This window comes from Marinobacter sp. EhC06, from assembly GCF_001650915.1.
Classification (GTDB): domain Bacteria; phylum Pseudomonadota; class Gammaproteobacteria; order Pseudomonadales; family Oleiphilaceae; genus Marinobacter.
The window spans coordinates 181,799-205,913 of sequence record NZ_LXYO01000012.1; the positions used below are offsets into that span (position 1 = coordinate 181,799).

Below are 24,115 nucleotides of genomic sequence, written 5' to 3' on the forward strand. Positions count from 1 at the left end.
GGGCCGAAGCCCCGGTTTTTTATTTTCAGATCACTGTTACGTGAGCTCGCCCCGTGCGATCAGTAGTTGACGCTCGTGACTGAGCCCCTTCAGCAGACCCCAGGTCATGACCAGGAGAACCACCGTAAACGGCAGACCAGCACTGATTGCGGTTGCTTGAATCGCGCCAAGTGCATCTTCACCGCCGCCAAAGATCAGGGCTGCAGCAATGGCACCCTCAGCAACAACCCAGAACACACGCTGAGCGGTCGGTGCGTCGGTCTTGCCACCGGCAGTAATGCTGTCGATTACCAGCGAGCCCGAATCCGAGGAAGTCACGAAGAACACCAGAACCAGAACGATACCGACGAATGACAGGATTCCAGTCAGCGGCAGGTTCGCAAACATCTGGAACGTCGCGAGGGAAACTTCAGTCAGACCGTTCTCAGCCAACTCACCAATGCCTTGCTGGATCTGTTCGATAGCGGCGCCACCGAAAGCACTCATCCACACGACCGTGATCACAGTCGGAACAATCAACACTGCGGTAACAAATTCTCGAACTGTGCGTCCCTTGGACACGCGCGCGATGAACATGCCAACGAACGGTGACCAGGAAATCCACCATGCCCAGTAGAACACAGTCCAGCCCTGGAACCAGGCTTCGTCTTCACGACCAAACGGATTACTGAGCTGCAAAGCATTGCCAACATAGTTGGAAGAAGTAACCCACAGGGTTTCAAGAATGGTCATGGTTGGACCAGCGAAAATAACGAATAACAGCAGAATGGCTGCAACGCCCATGTTGATGTTACTCAGGACTTTCACGCCGCCATCGAGGCCCCTGAGCACTGAGATCAACGCAAGCGCTGTAACGCCGACGATGATCGCCATCTGAATATTCGTTCCAGCGCCAACGTCAAACAGATAGTTCAGGCCGGAAGCCGCTTGCTGAGCGCCGAAACCGAGAGATGTGGCAAGGCCAAAAATGGTGGCTACGACCGCCAGAACATCAATAATGTGGCCAGGCCAGCCCCACACTTTATCTCGAAGCAAAGGGAAAAAGGCGGAGCGGATGGTTAGCGGCATGTTTTTATTGAAGGCAAAGAATGCCAGGGACAGCGCAACGATCGCATAGATGCCCCAGGGGTGCAGGCCCCAGTGGTACATCGTCGCGCCCATCGCAAGATTGCGGGCTTCATTCGTGCCCGCTTCTACGTTGAGTGGTGTCTCATACCATCCTGTGTAGTAGGCCACCGGCTCGGCCACGGCCCAGAACATGAGACCAATACCCATGCCCGCCGCGAACAGCATGCAGAACCAGGAAATCGTAGAGAATTCAGGTTTGCAGTCCTGGCCGCCAATACGGATCTTACCCATTGGCAGGAAGATCAAGGCCAAACAAACCACTACGAAGATGTTGGCACTGATCAGGAAAAACCAGTCAAAGGTCGCAATAATGTCCCATTTCGCTCCATCAAGCAGCTCTTTGGCCTGCCCGGGGAACATCAGGGTTCCTATCACGAACGCAACAACCAGTATCGCCGTAATCGGAAATACCGGTGCGTGAAGATCCAGCCCGAACGGTGTGATATTGTCCTGGCCAGCCACGTAGTCCGTCGAATATTCGTCTTTCACTACCTCGCCCACGTTATGGCGCCTCCTGGGTTGATAAGTCGTTTATTCAGAATCGGAGTTCAAACATTACAAGCGCGTTATCATAATGTTTTGAGCTCAAAACATCAAAACTACGATTATTTTAGCCGCCTTGATAATTATCATAGACCATGATCGACAACGGACCAGCCAAAGTCCGGACCAATCGAGGCGGAATCCCGCGTCGTACGACTAAACTCTTCTTTAATCACCTCGCCGGTCGAGCCGGTTTTGGGAGACAACCAGAGGATTCCATGGAAAAAACAAAGACCTTCCCGCTTCGCTATACTGCCTATGTGCTCAGCATTGTCGGCTTTCTTGTCTCGCTTGGACTGGCCCTGGCTCTGAATGCGGGTTATGTCTTTCCACTGATTTTCGGTGCTTTCGCGGCCCTGGGCACCTACGATCTGCTGCAGCGGAAGCACACGGTGAGTCGAAATTATCCCATCATGGCCAACTTCCGGTACCTGCTCGAATCCGTCGGGCCTGAAATCCGGCAATATTTCATCCAGTCAGACACTGAAGAGCGCCCCTTCTCACGGGAACAGCGCACGATAGTGTATCAGCGCGCGAAGAATGTCCTCGACAAGCGCCCTTTCGGCTCCCAACTTGGCATGTATGAGGAAGGATTCGAGTGGATGAACCACTCGCTCGCTCCCACTCGGCTGAGCGGCAGCGACTTCCGGATTCTGATCGGCAGAAATTGCGACCAGCCCTACAACGCAAGCGTGTTCAACATCTCCGCCATGAGTTTCGGCTCACTCTCGGCCAACGCCATTCTCAGCCTTAACACCGGAGCCAGGATGGGCGGCTTTTATCACGATACCGGCGAAGGCTCCATATCCCGTTATCACCGTCAGCCCGGGGGAGACCTGGTCTGGGAGATAGGCTCCGGGTATTTCGGCTGCCGCCACAAAGATGGTTCTTTCAACGAGGACATGTTTCGCCAGAATGCCACACTTGATCAGGTCAAAATGATAGAACTCAAACTATCCCAGGGCGCCAAACCCGGTCATGGCGGGATTTTGCCAGGAGCCAAGGTGACGCCTGAGATCGCCGAGGCACGAGGCGTTTCGGTTGGCGAGGATTGTGTCTCTCCTGCCAGCCATTCGGCGTTCTCAACACCAATAGGAATGCTGGAATTTATTGACCGGCTGCGTGAATTGTCTGGCGGCAAGCCTGTAGGCTTCAAGCTCGCCATTGGTCACCCCTGGGAATGGTTCGCGATCGTCAAAGCCATGCTGGAAACCGGGCGAAAACCTGATTTCATAGTCGTTGATGGAGGCGAAGGCGGCACTGGGGCTGCACCGCTGGAGTTTATCAACCGGCTGGGCATGCCGATGACGGAAGCGCTTTTACTGGTTCACAACACCCTAGTTGGCACAAACCTTCGGGAAGACATCGCCATTGGAGCCGCAGGCAAGATTACCTCGGCCTTCAATATTGCCCGAACCCTGGCCCTCGGCGCCGACTGGTGCAACGCCGCCCGGGGCTATATGTTTGCACTGGGCTGCATACAGGCGCTCAATTGCCATACCGGGCGATGCCCCAGCGGTGTGGCCACCCAGGACCCCCGGCGCGGCAACAAGCTCGATGTGGAGCACAAGAGCCAGAGGGTGTACAACTACCACAAGAATACCCTGGATGCCCTGCAGAACCTGCTTGAGGCCTCTGGCCTGAAACACCCATCCGAACTCGGCCCCGAGCACATCGTACGGCGGGTTTCGAAAACAGAGGTGCACTCCTACATGGACCTGTTCCCTTTCCTGGAACCGGGCGCCCTGCTTGAGGGGAAAACCGGACTGACGATCTTCGATAAATACTGGGAATTCGCCCGGTCAGACACCTTCGAACCACCCGAATTTATCCTTAAACTCCGGGAGACCAAGCTACGCTAAAAAACAGGCATCAAAATCGCCATCGGATGTTTATTTTTTCCATAGGCTCGTGTAGACTTCGCTCCCGCTAAGCCACTGAGAATACTCCCAAGTTTCTTCCGGTGGCAGAGAGCGAATCGGGGCGTAGCGCAGCTTGGTAGCGCACTTGCATGGGGTGCAAGGGGTCGTAGGTTCAAATCCTACCGTCCCGACCAGATTCCGACAAAAAGCCCGGCCCGAGAGGCCCGGGCTTTTTGTTTTCCGGGCTTACCGGGGAAACGAACCGGTGAATTCGATCTTTCCTCGGGCGAGCCGCAGCATGCCTTTGCGTTCAAACTCTTTCAGCAGCCGGCTAACCACTTCCCTGGCGGTTCCCAACTCCACGGCAAGTTCCTGATGGGTAATCGTGATTATTCCCTGCCTGACCCTGGCCTCGAGCCACTGAAACAGCCGCTCATCCATGCGCCTGAACGCGACCTCTTCCACCAGTAACATCAGGTCATTCAAGCGGCGTCCGTAGGATTCCATAATGCCAAGCCTGAAATCAGCAGACTGATCCATCAGCCGGTCAAACAGCCCCCTGGGCACCATAAACACCTCGGCATCATCCTCAACCACTGCTTCTGCGCGAAAGCCATCGCCTGTCATCAGACAGCCGATAGACAATGTGCAAATGTCATCAGCCCCCATCCGATATAGCACGATGCTGTGACCGGACAAGCCGGTCATCTGGACCTTAACGCTTCCATTCAGCACCAGAGGGAGTCCCTGACAGGGATCCCCGGCCCGGAAGAGAATCCTTCCATGCTCGAAGTGAAGAGGCTGCAGGCCGCTCAGGACTTCTCTGCGAAGAGGCTCAGGCAATGTTTCAAGAATGCTGTGTTGCAACATCGGCTTTTCCATAGGTCGTTAGATTAGCCTACCGGGCGGCCAGGCCTGTGTGACTTTATCACTGAACCGTCAGCGAACAGGGGCTAAAGTCCGTACTGTCATCGCATATCAAGCAAGGAGAAAGGATCATGAGCATCAATATGGGATCTGCAGACCGTATCATTCGCGCCATTGTCGGCATTGTACTGCTGGCACTCGTATTTGTGGGCCCGCAAACAGCCTGGGGCTGGATTGGCATAGTGCCTCTGGCAACTGCCTTGGTAGGCAACTGCCCTGCCTACTCTTTGCTGGGAATCAAGACATGCAAGAAGCAGTAACCGTGCAGGCATAAAAAAACCGGGGCAGCTTCTCGCTATCCCGGTTTTTCTTCAAAGCTTCGGAAGCACTATTTGACCGGCGCGTTGAGCACCTCGAGCACCTCTTCCAGCTCTGTAATCATCTGCCGGATCAGCTGCTTGTACTGGGAGGTATCGTCTTTCACCTCGTGGCTGCTCAGCTTCTGCTTCGCGCCACCGATAGTGTAGCCCTGGTCATACAGAAGGCTACGAATCTGGCGAATGGTAATAACGTCCGCCCGTTGATAATACCGACGGTTGCCCCGACGCTTTACCGGCGACAGCTGCGGAAACTCCTGTTCCCAATACCGCAGTACGTGTGCTTTCACATCACACAGTTCCGCTACCTCACCTATGGTGAAATAACGCTTCCCCGGAATTGTGGGAAGTTCGTTGTTATGACTGGGTTCCAGCATACGCTTCTACTTTTTGCTTTAGTTTTTGTCCCGGGCGAAACGTAACGACACGCCGTGCACTGATTGGAATCTCTTCACCGGTTTTCGGGTTCCGTCCCGGCCGCTGCTTCTTGTCCCGCAGATCGAAGTTACCGAAACCCGACAGCTTCACCTGCTCGTTATGGCTGAGAGCGCCTCTGATCTCATCGAAAAAAGCTTCCACCATTTCCTTGGCTTCGCGTTTGTTCAGACCCAACTCCTCGTACAACCGCTCCGCCATTTCCGCTTTCGTCAAAGCCGCCATCTCTCAACTCCTCAGTGTTGCCCCCAGCTCTTCTTTCAATGCGTCGATCACACCGTTGAAGAGCGAGTGCACTTCATCCTCGTTCAATGTACGTTCGGGGTGCTGCCAGAACAGACTCAGAGCCAGGCTTCGGTTACCCTCACCCAGACTCTCGCCCTCATAGACATCGAACGCACGCAACGCTGTCAGCTGCTCGCCGGCATGCTTTCTCGCTACACGCTCCACATCGGCGAACGCTACCTCGCTTCCGATAATAATAGCCAAATCCCGACGAACTTCCGGGAATTTTGAAATTTCTTTGAAATTAGGCACATATCCGGTAACGATTGAATTCAAGAATAGCTCAAACATCAGGATCGTGCCATTAAGTTCAAGATTTTTCTGAACTTGTGGGTGTAGAGTCCCCAACCAGCCCACGTGCTCGCCGTCACGCATCAGTTCCGCAGTCTGTCCTGGATGCAACGCAGGGTGCTTGTTGCCAATAAATTGAATCTCAATGCCCAGCAACCTGAACAGACTCTCCAGATCCCCTTTTACATCAAAGAAATCCGCGGTTCTGCGACCGTTTGCCCAGTTTTCTGGATACTGGCTGCCAACCACCACACCGGCCAGCATCGGTTGCTGATCAATCCGCTCGCCCTCCTGAAGGAAGCGCAGACCGGTTTCGAACAGTCGTATGCGGGGCTGCTGACGATTCTGGTTGTAGGCCACGGTTTTCAGCAGGCCGCTCCACAGGCTGGTACGCATCACCGACAGATCCGAGGAAATCGGATTGGCCAACGCGATGCCCTGACGATCGGGATCCACCAGTTGCTGAACCTTCGGATCAACAAAGCTGTAGGTCACCGCCTCCTGGTATCCATGATCCACAAAGAAGTTGCGGATGGCCGATACAGGGCGAACAGCCTCCTGCTCAGGTCGCAGACCGAGAGAGCCCGTGGGCTCGGTTACGGGCAGATTGTTGTAACCATAAATTCGACCGACTTCTTCGATCAGGTCTTCTTCAATAGAGATATCCGGGCGGAAGCTGGGCACACTGACCCGCCAGCCGTCTTTCAGGAGCTTTTCCACCCGCAGGCCAAGGCGGGTCAGGATTTCCTCGACGGTAGTGCGATCAATTTCCATGCCCAGAACATCGTTAAGTCGGCGGGCTCGCAGGTCAACAACCCGATCCTCGGGAATATCCTCATCGCTGGCAACTTCGACGATTTCGCCAGGTTCACCACCAACGATGTCCATCAGCAACCGGGTGGCCCGCTCCATGGCATCGCGCGCCAACTTGTAGTCAACGCCCCGCTCGAACCGGTGCGATGCGTCTGTATGCAGTCCATAGTGACGGGCCTTACCCGCCAGCGTAATCGGATCGAAGTAGGCCGATTCAAGCACCAGATCCCGTGTTTTCGGACTGACTCCGGAATGCTCACCGCCCATGACACCGGCGATGGCGATCGGCTTCTCATGATCCGCGATCACCAGCGTTCCCTGGGTGAGTTCGACCTTTTGACCATCCAGCAGAACCAGCTTTTCACCAATTCGAGCCATCCGGACAATGATCCCGCCCTGAATTTCATCACGATCGAAGGCGTGCATGGGCTGGCCAAGCTCCAGCATGACGTAATTGGTGACATCCACGGCGGCATCAATGGAACGAATACCTGAACGGCGAAGCTTTTCCTGCATCCACAGAGGCGACTCCGCCTGCAGGTTCACATTCCGGAGAATACGGCCAAGATACCTCGGGCACCCTGCCGGCGCTTCCACCCGGATATCAGGGACTTCAGAGTGCACCGATTCCACGGGCTCGATTACTGGGCTGTTGACCAGCATGCTGTTCAGGACGCCCACTTCACGGGCGATACCCTTGATAGACAGGCAGTCGGCGCGATTCGGAGTCAGATCCACATCAATAGTGACGTCGTTCAGCTTCAGGTAATCGGCCACGTCCTGCCCCACCGGTGCGTCCGCCGGGAGCTCCATCAGGCCATCGTGATTGTCCGAGAGCCCAAGCTCTGATTCGGAACAAAGCATCCCCTCGGAGGGCTGACCGCGAAGTTTGGCCTTCTTGATTTTGAAATCACCCGGCAGAACCGCACCCACCACGGCAAAAGGAACCTTCATACCTTCGCGAACATTGGGAGCGCCACAGACCACCTGAACCTCGGAGGCACCATCACTGACTTGGCAAACCCGCAGCTTGTCTGCGTCAGGATGTGGCCCTACTGACTGAACCTCTCCAACGACCACGCCGCTGAATTGACCGGCCACCGGCTCGAAACCGTCCACTTCCAGACCTGCCATGGTGATCTGGTCCATTAATTCCTGGGTATCGATTTGCGGGTTAACCCACTCGCGCAGCCACTGTTCACTGAATTTCATGGTTATTGCCTTGTCCTGATGCGGTTATGCCTGTTTGGTTGGATGCCTTGATCTTGCCTGTTAACGGAACTGTCGCAGGAAGCGCAGATCGTTCTCAAAGAACATGCGCAGATCGTTAACGCCATAACGAAGCATGGCCAGGCGCTCTACACCCAGACCGAATGCAAAGCCACGGTATTCCTCGGCATCGATTCCGCAGTATTCAAATACTTTCGGGTGCACCATTCCGCAACCCATAACCTCGAGCCACTTGATGCTGCCATCGGCTTCCCGCCCCCATTCAATGTCCACTTCTGCGGAGGGCTCGGTAAACGGGAAATAGGAGGGCCGAAAGCGGACCTGAAGGTCCCGCTCAAAGAAGACTCGCAGGAATTCTTCAACAGTACTTTTAAGATCCGCGAAGCTGACGTTTTTCTCGACCAGCAACCCCTCCACCTGGTGGAACATGGGGGTGTGCGTCATATCCGAATCACAGCGGTAAACCCGGCCTGGGCAGATCATCCGGAATGGCGGCTTGCCGGCTTCCATGGTCCGAATCTGTACCGGTGAAGTGTGAGTTCGCAGCAGTGTGCCCGGGTTGAAATAGAAAGTGTCGTGCATCGCTCGAGCCGGGTGATGACCAGGGATGTTGAGGGCCTCGAAGTTATGGTAATCGTCTTCGATCTCGGGCCCCTGCTCGACGGTATAACCGGCCCTGGCAAAGAAATGCTCGATTCGCTGCAGAGTGCGGGTAACCGGGTGCAATCCACCCAGGTCCTGGCCTCGGCCGGGCAAAGTCACATCAATGGATTCGCTGGCAAGTTTCTGCTCAATGGCGGCACGCTCGAGATCGCTTCTCCGGGCATTGATGGCTTGCTCTACCTGACCCTTGGCTTCATTGATTTTCTGGCCGGCGGCAGGGCGCTCCTCAGCAGAAAGCTTGCCCAGAGTTTTCGCTTGCTGGGTAATCACACCCTTCTTGCCAAGATACTCAACACGAATTTGATCAAGTGCCTGCAGGCTGTCGGCGCTATCAACTGCTGCCAGACCGTCCTGAACCAGTTGCTCCAGGTTTTCCATTGACCCTGCTCCAAACCAGAAATGGAAGTGCTTAAAAACGTAACTGCAAAAACAAAAATAGGGGAAGAGCGTGCCCTTCCCCTATCAGGAGGCGCCATCACGAAATCATGAGACGCCCGTATCGATCAGCAATCGATGAAAGAGCTAAGCAATCACAGGGACGCTTTGGCCTTCTCAACAACAGCGGCAAACGCCTGCTGCTCGTTCATAGCCAGATCGGCCAGAACCTTACGATCGATTTCAACGTTAGCCTTTTTCAGACCAGCGATCAGGCGGCTGTAAGACAGACCGTTAGCGCGGGCACCAGCATTGATACGGGCAATCCACAGAGCGCGGAAAGCACGCTTGCGGTTACGACGGTCACGGTAAGCGTACTGACCAGCCTTGATAACCGCTTGCTTGGCTACACGGAATACCCGGCTACGAGCGCCGTAGTAACCTTTGGCCTGATTGAGAATCTTTTTGTGACGACGGCGTGCGACCACACCACGTTTTACACGAGCCATACTTTAATCCTTCTACCTGTACTTTCTAAGGAATGATACTCGCGGCTGGATCAGCACGCGGTCATACGCTTGATAGATGCAACATCCGACTTGGCGATGAGCTTGGTGCCGCGCAGCTGACGCTTACGCTTCGGGCTCTTCTTGGTCAGGATGTGACTGGTGAAGGACTGCTTGTGCTTGAAGCCGGTGGCGGTTTTCTTGAACCGCTTGGTGGCTCCGCTTTTGGTTTTCATCTTAGGCATTTTTTAAAACTCCGCATTCTATTTTTAAATAAACAATGACGTGCCCCTGAACGACAAATCCCCCGCATGCGCGGGGGACAAGCACCCGATCAGGTTCACTTCTTCTTGCGGGGCGCCACTACCATGGTCATCTGCCGGCCTTCCATTTTCGGCCGCATCTCAACCTGGGCAAGCTCTTCCACGTCTGCTTCAATACGCTGCATGAGCTGCATACCAATTTCCTGGTGTGCCATCTCACGGCCACGGAAGCGGATCGTGATTTTGCCGCGGTCCCCGTTTTCAAGGAAACGTATCAGGTTGCGTAGTTTGACCTGATAATCCCCTTCTTCAGTTCCTGGACGGAACTTAAGCTCTTTGACCTGCGTCTGCTTCTGCTTTTTCTTGGCAGCCGCCTTCGCTTTCTTCTCTTCGAAGATCTTCTTGCCGTAGTCCATTATCTTACAGACGATCGGATCGGAATCCGTAACCTGCACCAGATCAAGGGTGGCCTCTTCGGCCTGCTTCAGAGCGTCCTCAATTGGCACAATTCCGACCTGGTTGCCTTCGGCATCGATCAGGCGGACTTCAGTTGCGTCAATATTCTCATTGATAGGCGCTTTAGGAGTACGCCCACCCCGATTCGTTCGCTGTTTAATAATCAGATCTCCGTCTTTGTTTTGCCCTTGCGTTCAACATCTTCACTTAAGAGTTGCTCAAACGCTTCAAGCGATAAAGTTCCCAAATCTTCGCCCTTGCGGGTTCTCACCGCAACGGCGTTGTTGTCGACTTCTTTGTCACCGACAACGACAAGGTAGGGAACCTTGTTAAGAGTATGCTCGCGGATTTTAAAGCCGATCTTCTCGTTTCTCAAGTCAGCATTAACCCTATAGCCCAAAGAATCCCACTTTTTCGCCAGATTCTGACAATAATCACGCTGATTATCGGTAATATTGAGGATCGCCACCTGAGTCGGCGCGAGCCAAGTCGGGAATGCACCTTCGTATTCCTCGATCAGAATACCAATAAAACGTTCGAAGGAACCCAATACCGCCCGGTGGAGCATAACCGGGGTCTTCCGCTCTGAATTGTCGGCAACATACTGCGCACCGAGACGACCCGGCATCGAGAAGTCCACCTGAATAGTGCCACACTGCCATACCCGTCCGATACAGTCTTTCAGCGAGAACTCGATCTTGGGCCCGTAGAAGGCGCCTTCGCCTGGCAGCAATTCCCAGTCTACACCCTCGCGATTCAGGGCCTCTTCCAGCGCGGCTTCCGCCTTGTCCCAGACCTCGTCGGAGCCAACCCGCTTTTCTGGACGGGTTGAGAGTTTGTACAGGATTTCGGTAAACCCGAAGTCTGTGTAGATTTCGTGCAGCATTCCGATAAAGGACGACACTTCCTGCTGAATGGAGTCTTCTTCACAGAAAATATGGGCGTCATCCTGGGTAAAGCCACGAACCCGCATCAGTCCATGCAGCGCCCCGGAAGCCTCATTCCGGTGGCAGGAACCGAATTCCGCCAGTCTCAGAGGCAGATCCTTGTAGCTTTTAAGCCCCTGATTGAAGACCTGCACGTGGCACGGACAGTTCATGGGCTTGATCGCGTAGTCGTGTTTCTCCGACTCGGTGGTGAACATGTCGTCCTTGAACTTATCCCAGTGTCCTGACTTCTCCCACAGGGTCCGTGACACCACCTGTGGTGTCTTGATCTCCTTGTAGCCATGCTCCTGCTGCTTGCGGCGCATGTATTGCTCAACTTCCTGATACAGCGACCAGCCATCCGGATGCCAGAAAACCATGCCCGGTGCTTCTTCCTGCATATGGAACAAGCCAAGCTTCTTGCCGACCTTGCGGTGATCCCGCTTCTCGGCCTCCTCCAGACGGTGCAAATAGGCCTTGAGATCCTTCTTGTTACCCCAGGCGGTTCCGTACACGCGCTGAAGCTGTTCATTGCTGGTGTCACCACGCCAGTAGGCTCCGGCTACTTTGGTCAGCTTGAAGGCTTTCAGTTTGCCGGTGCTCGGAACGTGGGGACCGCGGCACAGATCGATAAAATCGCCCTGGCTGTAAAACGAAAGGTCCTCATCGCCCGGAATGTCCTGAATGATACGGACCTTATATTCTTCGCCCATATCCTCGAAGAGTTTGATCGCCTCATCGCGAGACATGACAGAGCGAGAAACCGGCAAGTCCTGTTTGGAGAGCTCTTCCATCCGCTTCTCGATCCGCGCCAGATCCTCATTGGTGAACGGGCGGTCGTACTTGAAGTCGTAGTAAAAGCCATTGTCGATGACCGGGCCAATGGTGACCTGGGCCCCTGGAAACAGTTCCTGGACAGCCATGGCCATCAAGTGAGCCGTAGAATGGCGAATGATATCAACGCCCTCTTCATCACGCTCCGTGACGATTGCCAGCTCGGCATCGTTTTCGATGCGATAACTGGTGTCCACGAGCTGGCCATCCACCTTCCCGGCAAGGGCGGCTTTGGCAAGGCCAGCGCCGATATCGGCGGCAACATCATGAACGGTTACGGGTTCGGCAAAACTGCGATGGCTACCATCGGGCAGGGTTACGACGGGCATGAAAGGCTCCTGTTGGTTACTCAGCGGTGATCTATACCAGAGACCACATGGTGACGGCACGGCGCGATACAAACCGCGGGCCGTTTCGAGCGGAAGTCTAACAGAAAAAAACCCGGCAGGTTAATGCCGGGTTTTCACAGACACAGACTTGACATCAGGCTGGCTGGCCAGCGGCCTCCTCCCGGGCCCGTCGACGCAACTGACCAAACGCCAGAAGCCCGAGGAGAGCCAGCGCGGGAATGAACATCAGCTCCTTGGGCGGGCGTTCGAGGTCAACCTGCACCGCGTCGATGGTCCAGCCAAACTGGATACCGGCATCTTCTGCAGGGCTACCGAACCCGACGAAGTCGACGGCCATCTTTTCGCCATCCGGGCTGAGCTCCAGCCCCGCGTCCATAAGACGCTGCTCAGGCGAATCGCCAGCCGGAATCTCGAGCCTTACGTAAGTGGTCACCTCGTCGCCGTCGATTGTCATTCCGGATGCCTTCAACACAATGGGCTTGTCAGCGGGCACATCCTCGACGTACTCCATCATCTGCGCACCCGGCTGATCCTCTGTTGGCGGGTAGATCATGTCCCACCAAAAACCCGGCCGGAACATGGTGAAGGTAATCAACAGCAACAGCAGTGATTCCCACTTGTAGCTTTTGGTAAACCAGAAGCCCTGAGTGGCCGCGGAAAAGACCAACATGGCGGTTACCGCGCTGAAGATCGTTACCAGCAAATCGAACCAGCCCGTCAGACCAATCAACAACAACTGCGTGTTGAAGATGAACATGAACGGAAGGATCGCTGTCCGGATGTCGTAGGTAAAGCCCTGAATACCCGTTCGTATGGGATCGGCACCGGATATGGCGGCGGCGGCATAAGCCGCCAACCCCACGGGCGGCGTATCGTCCGCCAGAATGCCGAAGTAGAACACGAACAGGTGCACCGCAATCAGCGGCACGATCAACCCATTCTGGGCGCCCAGAGTTACGATTACCGGCGCCATCAGCGTGGACACAACGATGTAGTTGGCAGTGGTCGGCAAACCCATGCCGAGGATCAGGCTGATAATGGCCGTGAAGATCAGCATCAGCAGCAGGTTGCCGCCAGACAGGAACTCGACAAATTCGGTCATCACCAGGCCAATACCGGTCAGGGTAACCGTACCCACCACGATACCGGCGGTGGCAGTTGCCACGCCGATACCCACCATGTTCCGGGCACCGGTGGCGAGCGAATGCGCAAGATCAAACACGCCGTCCTTGAACGCAGTGAGGAAGTTGCCGTGCTTGTAGAAAAAGGCCTTCAACGGTCGCTGCGTAACCACAATGAAAATCATGAACAGCGTGGCCCAGAACGCCGACAGCTGGGGCGAGAAACGCTCAACAGTAAGGCACCACACGAGCACCACAACGGGCAGAAGAAAATACAACCCGGTCTTTACAGTTGGGCCAACCGGCGGCAATTCGCCCATGTCCTTTTCCGGATCGTCTTCCTCTAGTTCCGGGAATCGGGTGGCATAGCCAACCAGGCCGATATAGATCAGCACCAGCAAAGGTGCCAAAACCCACATCGCCGCTTCACCGAAAAGCGTTTTCGTCCAGCCAATCCCGTAATACACCACCAGGGTCAGCACACTCAGGCCAATGAGGATAACGACCCAGTTCAGCATCCGCTGGGCAAGAGTCGGCTTGTTGAGACGCTCAATGCCCTGCATGTTCAGCTTACAGGCCTCAAGGTGCACGATATAAATCAGTGCCACATAGGAAATCATCGCCGGCAGGATGGCGTGCTTGATGACCTCCAGGTAGGAGATACCCACATATTCGACCATCAGGAAAGCGGCCGCGCCCATGATTGGGGGTGTCAGCTGGCCGTTGGTGGATGCGGCCACTTCCACTGCGCCGGCCTTGGTGGCCGGAAAACCAACTCGCTTCATCAGTGGAATGGTAAACGTGCCGGTAGTGACGACGTTGGCAATAGACGAACCGGAAATGACGCCGCTCAAACCACTGGAAACCACTGCAGCTTTGGCGGGACCACCACGCATATGCCCCAGCATTGCATAGGCGACTTTAATAAAGTAATTCCCGGCGCCTGCTCGCTCAAGCAGCGCACCAAACAACACGAACAGGAAAACAAAGCTCGTGGAAACCCCGAGTGCAACACCAAACACACCCTCGGTACCCAGCCACTGGTGCGACGCCAGTTTGCTCAGACTCACGCCTTTATGGGCAATCACATCCGGCATGTAGGGGCCGGCAATCGAGTATGTGATAAAGACAGCGGCGACGATGGTCAGTGGCAAACCCAGTGAGCGACGGGTCGCTTCAAGCAACAGCACGAGCCCGATAAGCGCAACCCACAGATCCTGGGTGATGGGAGCGCCGGGGCGAGTCGACAACTCTTCGTAAAAAACATAAAGGTATGAGGCGCAAAAAGCCGCAACGAGCGCCAGAATCCAGTCGTAGATGGGCACGACATTCACGTGCCGCCCCTTGATCATGGGGAAGGCGGAAAACGCCAGGAAAACCGCAAACGCGAGATGGATAGAACGCGCTTCCGTGGAATTGAAGATGGCAAAGTTGAAAATGTAAGGGAGCGGTGACGCAATCCAGAGCTGAAACAGCGACCACACCAAGGGAATGACAAACAGAATGACCGCGGCATACCCGCTGGTCGCCCTGCCCCCGGTTTCAGTCTGCAGGATCTGGTCTACATTACTGCTACCACCAGCACCAGCTCCGTTTGCCGGATCGCTCGTCGCCATAAATTAGTCCCGTACTTAAAAGATGGTTCTCTGAAAGGACGACACAGCGGACCGGGGCCCGCTGTGTCGGAGTGCAGACAGATCAGTCGATCAGACCGGCTTCCTTGTAGTACTTGGCAGCACCCGGGTGCAACGGCGCACTCAGGGCATCGGAGACCATTTCTTCCTTGTTCAGGTTGGCAAACGCCGGATGCAGACGCTTGAAGCTGTCAAAGTTCTCGAAAACAGCCTTCACAACGGCGTAGACAACATCATCGGGGACATCGGTGGATGACACGAAGGTCGCCGCAACACCAAAGGTGGTTACGTCTTCGTCACTGCCACGATACATACCGCCAGGAATCACCGCTTTACGATAGTACGGGTTATCGTCAATCAGCTTCTGGGTGGCGGCGTTATCCACGTTGACCAGGGCACTGTCACAGGAAGTTGTCGCTTCCTTGATCGCACCGGACGGGTGGCCAACGGTGTAGAAGAAGGCATCAATATTGCCATCACAAAGAGCCTGGGACTGTTCTGCAGCCTTGATTTCGGCAGCCAGAGAGAATTTGTCCAGTGTCCAGCCCATCTCATCCATCAGGACTTCAGCAGTGGCGCGCTGCCCTGAACCAGGGTTGCCGACAGATACCCGCTTGCCTTCCAGGTCTTCAAAGGTTTTGATGCCTGAGCCCTTGCTGGCAACAACGGTGAACGGTTCCGGATGCAGCGAAAAGACAGCGCGGAGATCTTTGTTAGCGCCATCATCCTTGAACTGGCTGGTGCCATTGTAGGCATGGTACTGCCAGTCTGACTGGGCAACTGCCAGATCGAGCTCGCCCTGGCGAATGGCATTCAGGTTGTAGACGGAACCACCGGTACTCTCGACAGAGCACCGAATTCCGTGCTCTTTACGGTCCATGTTCACCAGACGACAGATAGCACCGCCAGCCGGATAATAAACGCCGGTTACACCGCCGGTGCCGATGGTCACAAAGCGCTGCTCCTGAGCGGAAACGGAGGTTGAAGCAGCACCCAGGCTGACTGCGGCGGCGACAGCGAATGCGGAGGCTTTGAGTTTCAGTGTCATGTGAGTTCTTCCTTTTTTCTGTTCATTGTAATTCGGCGCCCGCTTCAAGAGCGGGCAAGACGTACGATCACCATAAAACATAGACCACTTCACACCATAAATAAAGTATGGATTAGCTCGCTAACCGGTTGACCAGACAACAAAAAAGCCCGCAATGCGGGCTTTTTTGCAGGTCGGCGCTAATGTTATTTCGCAGCTCGGGCCTTGGCAAGCATCTGATCCGGCCGCAGCAGGAACCGGGCCAGAGCCGGCAACAGCCAGATGGCTCCCACCATGTTCCAGAGGAACATGAAAAACAGCAGGAAGCCCATGTCGGCCTGGAACTTGATGGGCGAGAATATCCAGGTGACAACACCCAAGCCCAGAGTCACGCCGGTAAACATGACCGCCTTACCAGTCGAACGCAGAGTCTCGTAGTAAGCCTCCTGAAGCGTTTTTCCTTCAAGCAGGTATTTCTCCAGCTTGCTGTAGATATAAATGCCGTAGTCGACACCGATACCGACACCCAAGGCAATAACCGGCAAAGTCGCCACTTTGATACCAATGCCGGATACCGCCATGATCGCCTCACATAGGACTGAAGTCAGACCCAGTGGTATCACGATACACAGCACCGCACGGATCGAACGGAAGGTCGCGAAGCACAGCAAACTCACGACACTGTAAACGAGGATCAGCATCTTATCCTTGGCGCCGGAGATAACCTCGTTAGTAGCGGCCTCGACACCGGCGTTACCCGCCGCCAGCAGGAACCTGTGCTCATCACTGCTGTTGTTCCCGGCAAACTGTTCGACGCGCTCAACGACGGTTTCCAGGGTTTCTGCCTTGTGATCCTCAAGGAACACCAAAACCGGAGTCAGGCTGCAGTCTGTATTAATCAACCCGGCAGGCGCCTCACGAATGGACGCATTGATAATGGTCTGGTTGCGGGAGATCTCATACCACTTCCAGTTGCCCTCGTTCAGCGCCTTGGTCACCATCTTGGAAACATCTGCAAGTGATACCGAAGACTGAACGCCCGGCGTGTTCTGAAGCTCCCACTGCAGAGTATCCATGGCCCGCAGCACATTATACTGCGTGCACTGCTCTTCCGGCGTTTTGACCATCACCACCAATACATCAGCACTGGTCGAGTAATTATTGATGATGTAGGCATTGTCCTTGTTGTAGCGGGAATCCGCACGAAGCTCAGGCGCACCCTGATCCAGGTCGCCAATCTTCAGGTCCTGCTTGTAATAAAGACCAAGCCCAAGCCCGATTACAGCAATCAACAACGAGATGGGCGCTACGCCCGGATGAGAGAAGTAGGACAAAACGCGCCACTTCCGATCCTGTTTTTCTCCGTGATTCTGCACGTGACGGATCCCCCCCTTGGAGATACCGACATAAGACATAATCAGTACATGCAACACCAGGTTGGTGAAGATCACGAACGCCACACCAATACCTGCGGCAACGGCCAGGTCCCGGATAACGTCGATCTCGATAAAGAACAGGGTCAGGAAACCAAAGGCATCCGAAATCAGAGCCAACATGCCCGGTATGTATAGTGCACGGAAAGCCAGGCGCGCAGCGGTCACGGCATCAAAGCCCTTGGCAGCCTCAACGGCCATGGCATTCACAATCTGAACGCCATGACTGATACCAATCGCAAACACCAGGAATGGCACCAGCACCGAATAAGGGTCCAGCCCGTAGCCCAGCAACCGAAGAGTTCCCAGCTGCAGGAACACCGCAATGATTGAGGTAAAGACAGGAACCAGGGTGCCGGCAATAGCCCGCGAGTACCAGAACAGCAACAGCGTGGTCAGCAGGATGGTAATACCTGCGAACCAGGCGATAGAACCAATCCCCTCAATCAGATCGCCGACCTTCTTGGCGAAACCGACAATATGAATCTTGATGTTCGGGTTCTGTTCTTCGTACTTTTCACGAATCTTTTCTTCAAGCTGACGGGAAAATTCGCCGTAGTCCAGAGCCTCACCGGTCTCCGGATTCTTCTCGTAGAGCGGCGCGTAAACGATCGTTGATTGGAAGTTATCAGAGATCAGGCGCCCGACTTCGTTAGAACGAAGAACGTTCTGGCGAAGCTTCTCCAGACTGTCCCGGGAGCCGTCATAGCCGTCCGGTATGACAGTGCCACCCTGAAAACCCTGTTCGGTAACCTCAACCCAGCGGACATTCGACGTCCAGAGGGATTTGAGACCCGAGCGATCCACGCCGTTGAGATAGAAAACCTCGTCGGTGATCTGCTTCAGAGTTTCCATGTACTCCTGGGTGAAAATATCGCCCTCTTCGACCTCGACGGCGATACGAACGAAGTTACCGAGGTTTTCAAGATCATCCCGGTGATCAAGCATATTTACAATGTAGGGATGCTCAAGCGGAATCATCCGCTCGAAGCTGGCATCCGGTTGGATCTTGACGGCGTTATATCCCAGGAACAGCGTCAACACGGCGAAGACGACAAGAATGATTGGCCGATTATTGAAGATCAGCCTTTCGAGAAAGGGTTCGGCCTTGGGCGTGGTCAGATAGTGCTCGCCCTTGTCATGCTTAGGGTTGGACATTCAAAAGCCCCTCTATTGTTCGTTCGGTTGTTGCCACATCAGGGCGTTATTGAAGGTTTCTTCCACGGGCGTCTGTGATCTTTACCCCACCTTCGCCGACAATCAGCAGGTCTGTTCCTGAAATAGGCACCGCGCTCATGACACCTTCACGATCACTTCGGAAATACTCGCGGAAGGTTTCGGCGCCATTGGTGCTCATCAGTACCGCACCACTATTGCCTACCAGGGTGATACGACCATCCTCCGAAACGACGCCGTCGTTGAGCGTAGCCCCGGCCGAATTGGGAACCATCCGCCAGCTTTTGCCGAGGTCTGAAGAGAACAGCATATTGCCACGAAGGCCAAAGGCGAGAATCTCGTTAACCTGGCCTGTGCCGATAACACCGAACAGGGAGCCTTCATAAGGCGCCTCACGGCGCTCAAAGGTCTCACCACCGTCTACGGAGACATGTATCTGACCGGCTTCACCAACGACCACCAGGGCACCACCCGTGATCCGGGTAATGCCATTGAGGTGGAAGTTCTGCCGGTTATCAATTCTTGGCGCCCAGTCTTTCCAGGTCTCACCGCCGTCCATGGTGCGCAGGAACATACCGTAGGCGCCCACCACAAAACCGCGGTTCTCGTTTTCAAACCAGACATCCAGCAGCGGGTTAACTGGGCCGATATCCATATCCGCCTGAATGTTCTCGAGGGCGAAGTAGAGGTCATCGAGCGCCCACTCGAGATCTTCTTTCTCTTCTTCGGGCGCTTCTTCGATTCGCTCCTCCATGGCGGCAATCTGCTCTTCCCGGCTCTCAATGGCCAGTTCCATGGCGCGGATACCGTCAATCTGAAGGCTCCAGGTGGCCCCGGCATCGCTGGTATGGAGGACAACGCCGCTGTGGCCCACTGCCCAGCCATGGCTGTCGGAGCCAAAATCGATCCCTGTCAGGGTCACAGAAACAGGTACCTCACCCTGAACCCAGGTTTTCCCCTCATCATCCGAGTAAATGATATGGCCACGTTCTCCCACGGCCACAATGCGATCCCCAACCCGGGTCGCATCGGTGAGAAGATTTTCCGGGGCCAGATCCGTCGGCCGGGCCGGGGTTTCGATGATATCTGCAAGCGCAAACGCTGCAGGGGCAGACCAGACCATGGAAAGTCCAAGGCAGGCAGCGCCCAGAGTCTTGCACATCAACCTTTTAGCCATTCAGATTGCCTATTATGTTGTATTGAACTGTGTCTCTGACCGGCAAAGCCGGGAATAACTGTAAACATACCGGCAACCTTACGGTTGCCGGTATGTCGGGTCGCCACTTCCTGTGGGCGGGGACGCATCCCTCGGCCAACAGTGCGTTAGCGAACACTCCTGCGGCGCAGGGAAGCCGGCGAGAAGTAACGCCTGTTCGGGACCTCGTCGGTGAACACGCGGGTATTGGCCTCTTCTGTGTCCAGACCGAGTACATGATAACGACGGGCCTGAAGGTCATGATAGACGTCAAGAACCGTCCACACACCCGGAAGTTCATAATAATTTTTCGGCAGCCCCATCGTTACACGCCAGAGTTCGCCGCGACCGTCGTACTGATCCAGCAGAACCGTGTTCCAGCTGTCCTCGTCGATATAGAAGCGGCGCTTGCCATAGATATGGCGCTCACCGTCCTTCAGTGTGGCTTCAACCACGTGCACACGGTGAAGCTCCCAACGGGTGAGGTCCGGATTCAGATGGGAGATACCGAGGATTTCCTCGTAAGGAAGACCTTTTTCCCCAATTCGGTAGTTGTTGTAGGGGATGTAGATTTCCCGCTTGCCTTCGTAATTCCAGTTATAGCGATCCAAGGCCCCGTTGAAGATATCGGTATCATCTGCAGTCCGGAGGTTGTCAGCCGCTGCAATCGGGGAGTCGTACCCCAGGTTTGGCGCCCGACGTACCCGACGCTGGCCGGCATTGTAGCCCCAACCATTCCGGGGATTGATGATCTGGTTCAGGGTCTCATGAATCAGAATGGCGCCACCGGCAAGGCGGGGTGGTGACTGGGTAAACGACAGGTAGTAGAAGATCACGTTATCCAGATCTTCTTCACCACCTTCCGGATTGTAAAAATTGAAGAAGGCTTCCTGCTGGGAAGTAACCAGCGAATAGTCGCCGTTGGTCTGGACCGCCACCTCACTGGAGCGCCGTGTTACAGACACACCGCGCCAGCGGGTCAGATGGTTCCAGACCGCCTGCCAGGCCTTCTGCTCGTCATTGCCGTGCAGGATCGGGAATGGGTATCCACCAAAGGCTCCATCCAGCCCTTCGCCCTGACCAACAATCTCCGCGCTTACCGCGTTTTCACGGGTATTCTCTGCCACCCAATCTGGGACCGCATGGGTACGACGAGACTGGTAAACGGGCACCCGGAATGTGGTCGGGTAGGTTTCGAGCATCGCCTTCACACCGTCAGTGAGGTACTCCTCATACTGATCCATATTGGCGGGCGTAATGGTAAAAAGGACTTCATCATCCGGGAACGGATTAATGTGGTGCTGTCCGCTGCCCTCATAGCCGGGAGGCGGTTCTGTCAGCCCTCCGGTCCAGGCCGGGATGGTACCGGCACTGTTACCGGCCTTGGGCGAGCCAAAGGGTGTCAACTCCTGGCCCAGACGGGCCGCTTCACTGGCGGAGACCGCCGCCCACGCAGGCGCTGATGCCACGGAGAGAGCCAGCAGGCCGCCGAGAATCGCATTTTTGTTATACATCATTGTGAAACCTTAAGTGCGTCTGGAAGCCTCTGCGGAGGCTTTTTTATTGTCGTCTGATGGAATTACAGACCTTACTCCAGATTACCCGATCCCAGACTAAAGTCTATCGACCGAAAGTGCGATTTTGTATCTGACTTCACTCCGCAAGGCTCTTGTGCACCACCTCATAAACGTCCCGGGACAGTCCGGATTTGTCGCGAATCCGCTCCAGAGCGGATTTCATCTGAGCGCTGTACGCGGGCGCAAACTTTCTCCATCGGGTGAGCGGCGTCACCAGGCGCGCAGCAATCTGCGGGTTGCTGTCGTCCAGGCGGCAGACCTGATCCGCCAGGAATTCGTAACCGGAACCGTCAGGCTTGTGGAACGCAGCCAGATTCTGACCCGCAAACGCACCCACCACAGAGCGAATCTTGTTGGGGTTTTTCCAGTCAAAGGCCGGATGCTCCAGAAGTTTATGGATGTCCGGGAGCTGGCCGGCCTGATCACTGGCTGCCTGCACAGAGAACCATTGCTCAACAACCTGTGGGTCGCTTTGGAACCGGTCATAGAAGTCATCCAGCGCGTGCTGGCGATCAGCCTCAAAGCCCGAATTGACGAGCGCACGCAAGGCACCCATGCGATCGGTCATATTGTCAGCCGAGTTCAACTGGCTCACAGCCAGGCCCCGGCCTTCCTCGTCATCAATCATCAGCAACCAGGCCAAAGAGGTATTGCGCAGGCTACGACGAGCAATGGCCTCCGGCCTCACCTCGTAGGGGCCACTGTCCTGCTGGCGCTGGTAGCAATCAATGAGCTCGCCTTTCAGGGCACCGGCCAGATGCCGGAGTACCGCGTCACGGGCCTGATGGATGGCCGGCACATCGGCGTTATCAGCCAGCTCAATCAGATAGGCCTCAGAGGGAAGCTGTAGCATTTTGGCCACCAGGGCCTGGTCGAGATTGGTGTCGGAAATCAGTTTGCGATAAGCCTCCACCAGTCTCGGTTCGATTTCCGCATCGTCCGGCGCACCGAACAGCGATTGAATAACATCGACCGCCAGTCTCTGACCCGCATCCCAACGATTGAACCCGTCCGGATCATGGCTCATCAGGAAGAGCAGCTGCTCGCGGGTCCAGTTGTAGCGAACCCGAACCGGCGCGGAGAAATGCCGCAAAAGTGATGGCACGGGTCTGGACTCGACGCCATGGAATTCGAAAGTGTGGACGGCTTCGGTTAGCTCAAGCACCCGCTCCGTCGGCGCACCCGAATCTCCGGATTCAAGCTGCAACGGCAGCGCCTGTCCATCCGGTCCAAGCAGACCAAGCGCAAACGGTATGTGCTGCGGTTTTTTGTTGGTCTGTCCCGGGGTATCCGGAATGCTCTGCTCAATAGTAAGGCGATACACACCTTTCCCGGCGTCATAGTCATCCGAAACATTCAGCACTGGCGTGCCTGCCTGCTCATACCAGAGACGGAACTGACCCAGATCACGACCGGAAGCATCCTCCATGGCTTTTACAAAGTCATCAGTTGTTACCGCCTGACCATCGTGGCGCTCAAAATACAGATCGCTGCCCTTACGGAACATGTCCGGCCCCAGCAGGGTGTGGATCATGCGCACGACTTCTGCACCTTTTTCGTAAATGGTCAGGGTGTAGAAGTTGGAGATTTCCATGTAGGAAGCCGGCCGCACCGGATGCGCCATGGGGCCTCCGTCCTCAGCAAACTGGGCCGTACGCAGCAGCGTTACATCCTCAATCCGCTTGACTGTCGGAGATCCCATATCCGCAGAGAACTGGGAATCCCGGAATACCGTGAAGCCTTCTTTCAGGCTGAGCTGGAACCAGTCGCGGCAGGTAACCCGGTTGCCGGACCAGTTGTGGAAATATTCGTGGGCAACGATGGCCTCGATTCGCTGGAACGCCATGTCCGTGGCGGTTTCCTGGCTGGCCAGCACACAGGAGGAGTTGAAGATGTTAAGCCCCTTGTTCTCCATGGCGCCCATGTTGAAGTCATCCACCGCCACAATCATGAAGATATCGAGGTCGTACTCACGACCATAGACTTCCTCATCCCAGCGCATGGAACGCTTCAGGGAATCCATGGCGTGGTCGCACTTCTCGGCATTTCGAGGCTCCACGTACATGCGCAGATCAATGTCACGGCCCGAGCACGTGGAAAAGGTATCCCGTTTCTCTACCAGGTCTCCGGCCACCAGGGCGAACAGGTAGCAGGGCTTGGGGAACGGGTCTTCCCAGGTGACAAAATGCCGGCCGTTTTCCAACTCGCCTTTTTCCACATCGTTGCCGTTAGAGAGAAGGACAGGATAGGCGTCCTTGTTGGCTTCGATGCGGGTTCGGAAACGTGCCATCACGTCCGGACGGTCCGGGAAGAAAGTAATGCACCGGAAGCCTTCTGCCTCACACTGGGTACAGAACATGCCGGAGGATTTGTACAGACCTTCCAGACGGGTATTATTCTGTGGCTCAATCCAGGTCACCACGGTCAACGTGAACTGCTCCGGTACGGAGCGGACCACAAGCTGATCGCCCCGGTCCTCATAGTCACCCTCTGCCAGCTCGGCGCCATCCAGGGCGACGGATTCCAGCGTCAGACTGTCGCCATCAAGCTCCAGGGGTGCAGACACTTCACCAGATTCCGGGTTGCGGCGAACCTCAAGCGTGCTGTGCACACGTGCCCCGTCTTCAAAAAGCTCGAACCTCAGGTCTACGGTGTCGACCAGATACGCCGGTACCTTGTAATCGCTCAGATAAATGCTCTGTGGCTGGCTGGTACGCATTGGTTTTCTCCAGAGTTCGCGGCCAGCGG

At 55.3% G+C, this 24,115-nt stretch carries 18 protein-coding genes and 1 tRNA gene; 3 read left to right on the forward strand and 16 right to left on the reverse strand.

Annotated features, from left to right (window positions below; all coding sequences use genetic code 11):
* Positions 1–36 precede the first annotated feature (36 nt).
* On the reverse strand, positions 37–1,629 hold the full coding sequence (locus A8B84_RS07225) for a BCCT family transporter (protein ID WP_064227379.1): 1,593 nt from the start codon (positions 1,627–1,629) through the stop codon (positions 37–39).
* A 260-nt stretch (positions 1,630–1,889) separates the two neighbouring features.
* On the opposite strand from A8B84_RS07225, the gene A8B84_RS07230 reads away from it, so the two are divergent.
* Positions 1,890–3,533, forward strand: coding sequence for an FMN-binding glutamate synthase family protein (locus A8B84_RS07230; protein WP_064227378.1), 1,644 nt, complete (start codon positions 1,890–1,892; stop codon positions 3,531–3,533).
* A gap of 117 nt (positions 3,534–3,650) precedes the next feature.
* Positions 3,651–3,727, forward strand: a tRNA-Pro gene (locus A8B84_RS07235).
* A gap of 52 nt (positions 3,728–3,779) precedes the next feature.
* Here the strand turns inward: A8B84_RS07235 and A8B84_RS07240 are convergent.
* A complete protein-coding gene (locus A8B84_RS07240) occupies positions 3,780–4,403 on the reverse strand; it encodes a Crp/Fnr family transcriptional regulator (RefSeq protein WP_064227377.1) in 624 nt (207 codons plus the stop codon).
* A gap of 128 nt (positions 4,404–4,531) precedes the next feature.
* Between A8B84_RS07240 and A8B84_RS07245 the strand changes: the two genes are divergently transcribed.
* A complete protein-coding gene (locus tag A8B84_RS07245; protein ID WP_064227376.1) occupies positions 4,532–4,720 on the forward strand; it encodes a DUF2892 domain-containing protein in 189 nt (62 codons plus the stop codon).
* A gap of 68 nt (positions 4,721–4,788) precedes the next feature.
* On the opposite strand, the gene A8B84_RS07250 is transcribed toward A8B84_RS07245, so the two are convergent.
* The 14 genes from A8B84_RS07250 to pepN all read right to left on the reverse strand — a co-directional run bounded on the left by A8B84_RS07250 (position 4,789) and on the right by pepN (position 24,086).
* Positions 4,789–5,154, reverse strand: a complete 366-nt coding sequence (locus A8B84_RS07250) for a MerR family transcriptional regulator (protein ID WP_064227375.1) — start codon at positions 5,152–5,154, stop codon at positions 4,789–4,791.
* The gene (ihfA, locus tag A8B84_RS07255) at positions 5,135–5,437 is read right to left on the reverse strand and encodes an integration host factor subunit alpha (RefSeq protein ID WP_007151838.1); all 303 of its coding nucleotides are present in this window, start codon (positions 5,435–5,437) and stop codon (positions 5,135–5,137) included. Before ihfA ends, A8B84_RS07250 begins: the two co-directional genes overlap by 20 nt.
* Before the next feature lie 3 nt (positions 5,438–5,440).
* Entirely contained in the window at positions 5,441–7,813 is a 2,373-nt protein-coding gene (gene pheT, locus A8B84_RS07260; protein ID WP_064227374.1) for a phenylalanine--tRNA ligase subunit beta, read from the reverse strand.
* 60 nt (positions 7,814–7,873) lie between these two features.
* The gene (gene pheS / locus A8B84_RS07265; RefSeq protein WP_064227373.1) at positions 7,874–8,872 is read right to left on the reverse strand and encodes a phenylalanine--tRNA ligase subunit alpha; all 999 of its coding nucleotides are present in this window, start codon (positions 8,870–8,872) and stop codon (positions 7,874–7,876) included.
* A gap of 152 nt (positions 8,873–9,024) precedes the next feature.
* Positions 9,025–9,378, reverse strand: a complete 354-nt coding sequence (gene rplT, locus A8B84_RS07270; RefSeq protein ID WP_008170485.1) for a 50S ribosomal protein L20 — start codon at positions 9,376–9,378, stop codon at positions 9,025–9,027.
* A gap of 50 nt (positions 9,379–9,428) precedes the next feature.
* A complete protein-coding gene (rpmI, locus tag A8B84_RS07275; RefSeq protein WP_007151842.1) occupies positions 9,429–9,620 on the reverse strand; it encodes a 50S ribosomal protein L35 in 192 nt (63 codons plus the stop codon).
* A gap of 95 nt (positions 9,621–9,715) precedes the next feature.
* Positions 9,716–10,261, reverse strand: coding sequence for a translation initiation factor IF-3 (gene infC / locus A8B84_RS07280; RefSeq protein ID WP_082905111.1), 546 nt, complete (start codon positions 10,259–10,261; stop codon positions 9,716–9,718).
* Complete coding sequence (gene thrS / locus A8B84_RS07285) at positions 10,258–12,183, reverse strand: threonine--tRNA ligase (RefSeq protein WP_064227372.1); 1,926 nt, start codon at positions 12,181–12,183, stop codon at positions 10,258–10,260. The genes infC and thrS overlap by 4 nt, the downstream gene beginning before the upstream one ends.
* 154 nt (positions 12,184–12,337) lie before the next feature.
* Positions 12,338–14,941: a TRAP transporter permease gene (locus tag A8B84_RS07290; protein WP_064227371.1), complete on the reverse strand. Its 2,604-nt coding sequence runs from the start codon at positions 14,939–14,941 to the stop codon at positions 12,338–12,340.
* Positions 14,942–15,023: 82 nt separating this feature from the next.
* Complete coding sequence (locus A8B84_RS07295) at positions 15,024–16,007, reverse strand: TAXI family TRAP transporter solute-binding subunit (RefSeq protein ID WP_064227370.1); 984 nt, start codon at positions 16,005–16,007, stop codon at positions 15,024–15,026.
* A gap of 185 nt (positions 16,008–16,192) precedes the next feature.
* Positions 16,193–18,577, reverse strand: coding sequence for an efflux RND transporter permease subunit (locus tag A8B84_RS07300; RefSeq protein WP_064227369.1), 2,385 nt, complete (start codon positions 18,575–18,577; stop codon positions 16,193–16,195).
* A 46-nt stretch (positions 18,578–18,623) separates the two neighbouring features.
* Positions 18,624–19,772, reverse strand: a complete 1,149-nt coding sequence (locus A8B84_RS07305) for a WD40/YVTN/BNR-like repeat-containing protein (protein ID WP_227512647.1) — start codon at positions 19,770–19,772, stop codon at positions 18,624–18,626.
* Between the two features lie 146 nt (positions 19,773–19,918).
* Complete coding sequence (locus tag A8B84_RS07310; protein WP_064227367.1) at positions 19,919–21,307, reverse strand: DUF1329 domain-containing protein; 1,389 nt, start codon at positions 21,305–21,307, stop codon at positions 19,919–19,921.
* Positions 21,308–21,443: 136 nt separating this feature from the next.
* Positions 21,444–24,086 (reverse strand): aminopeptidase N, encoded by a 2,643-nt coding sequence (gene pepN / locus A8B84_RS07315; protein ID WP_064227366.1) that lies wholly within the window; start codon positions 24,084–24,086, stop codon positions 21,444–21,446.
* Positions 24,087–24,115: the final 29 nt, after the last annotated feature.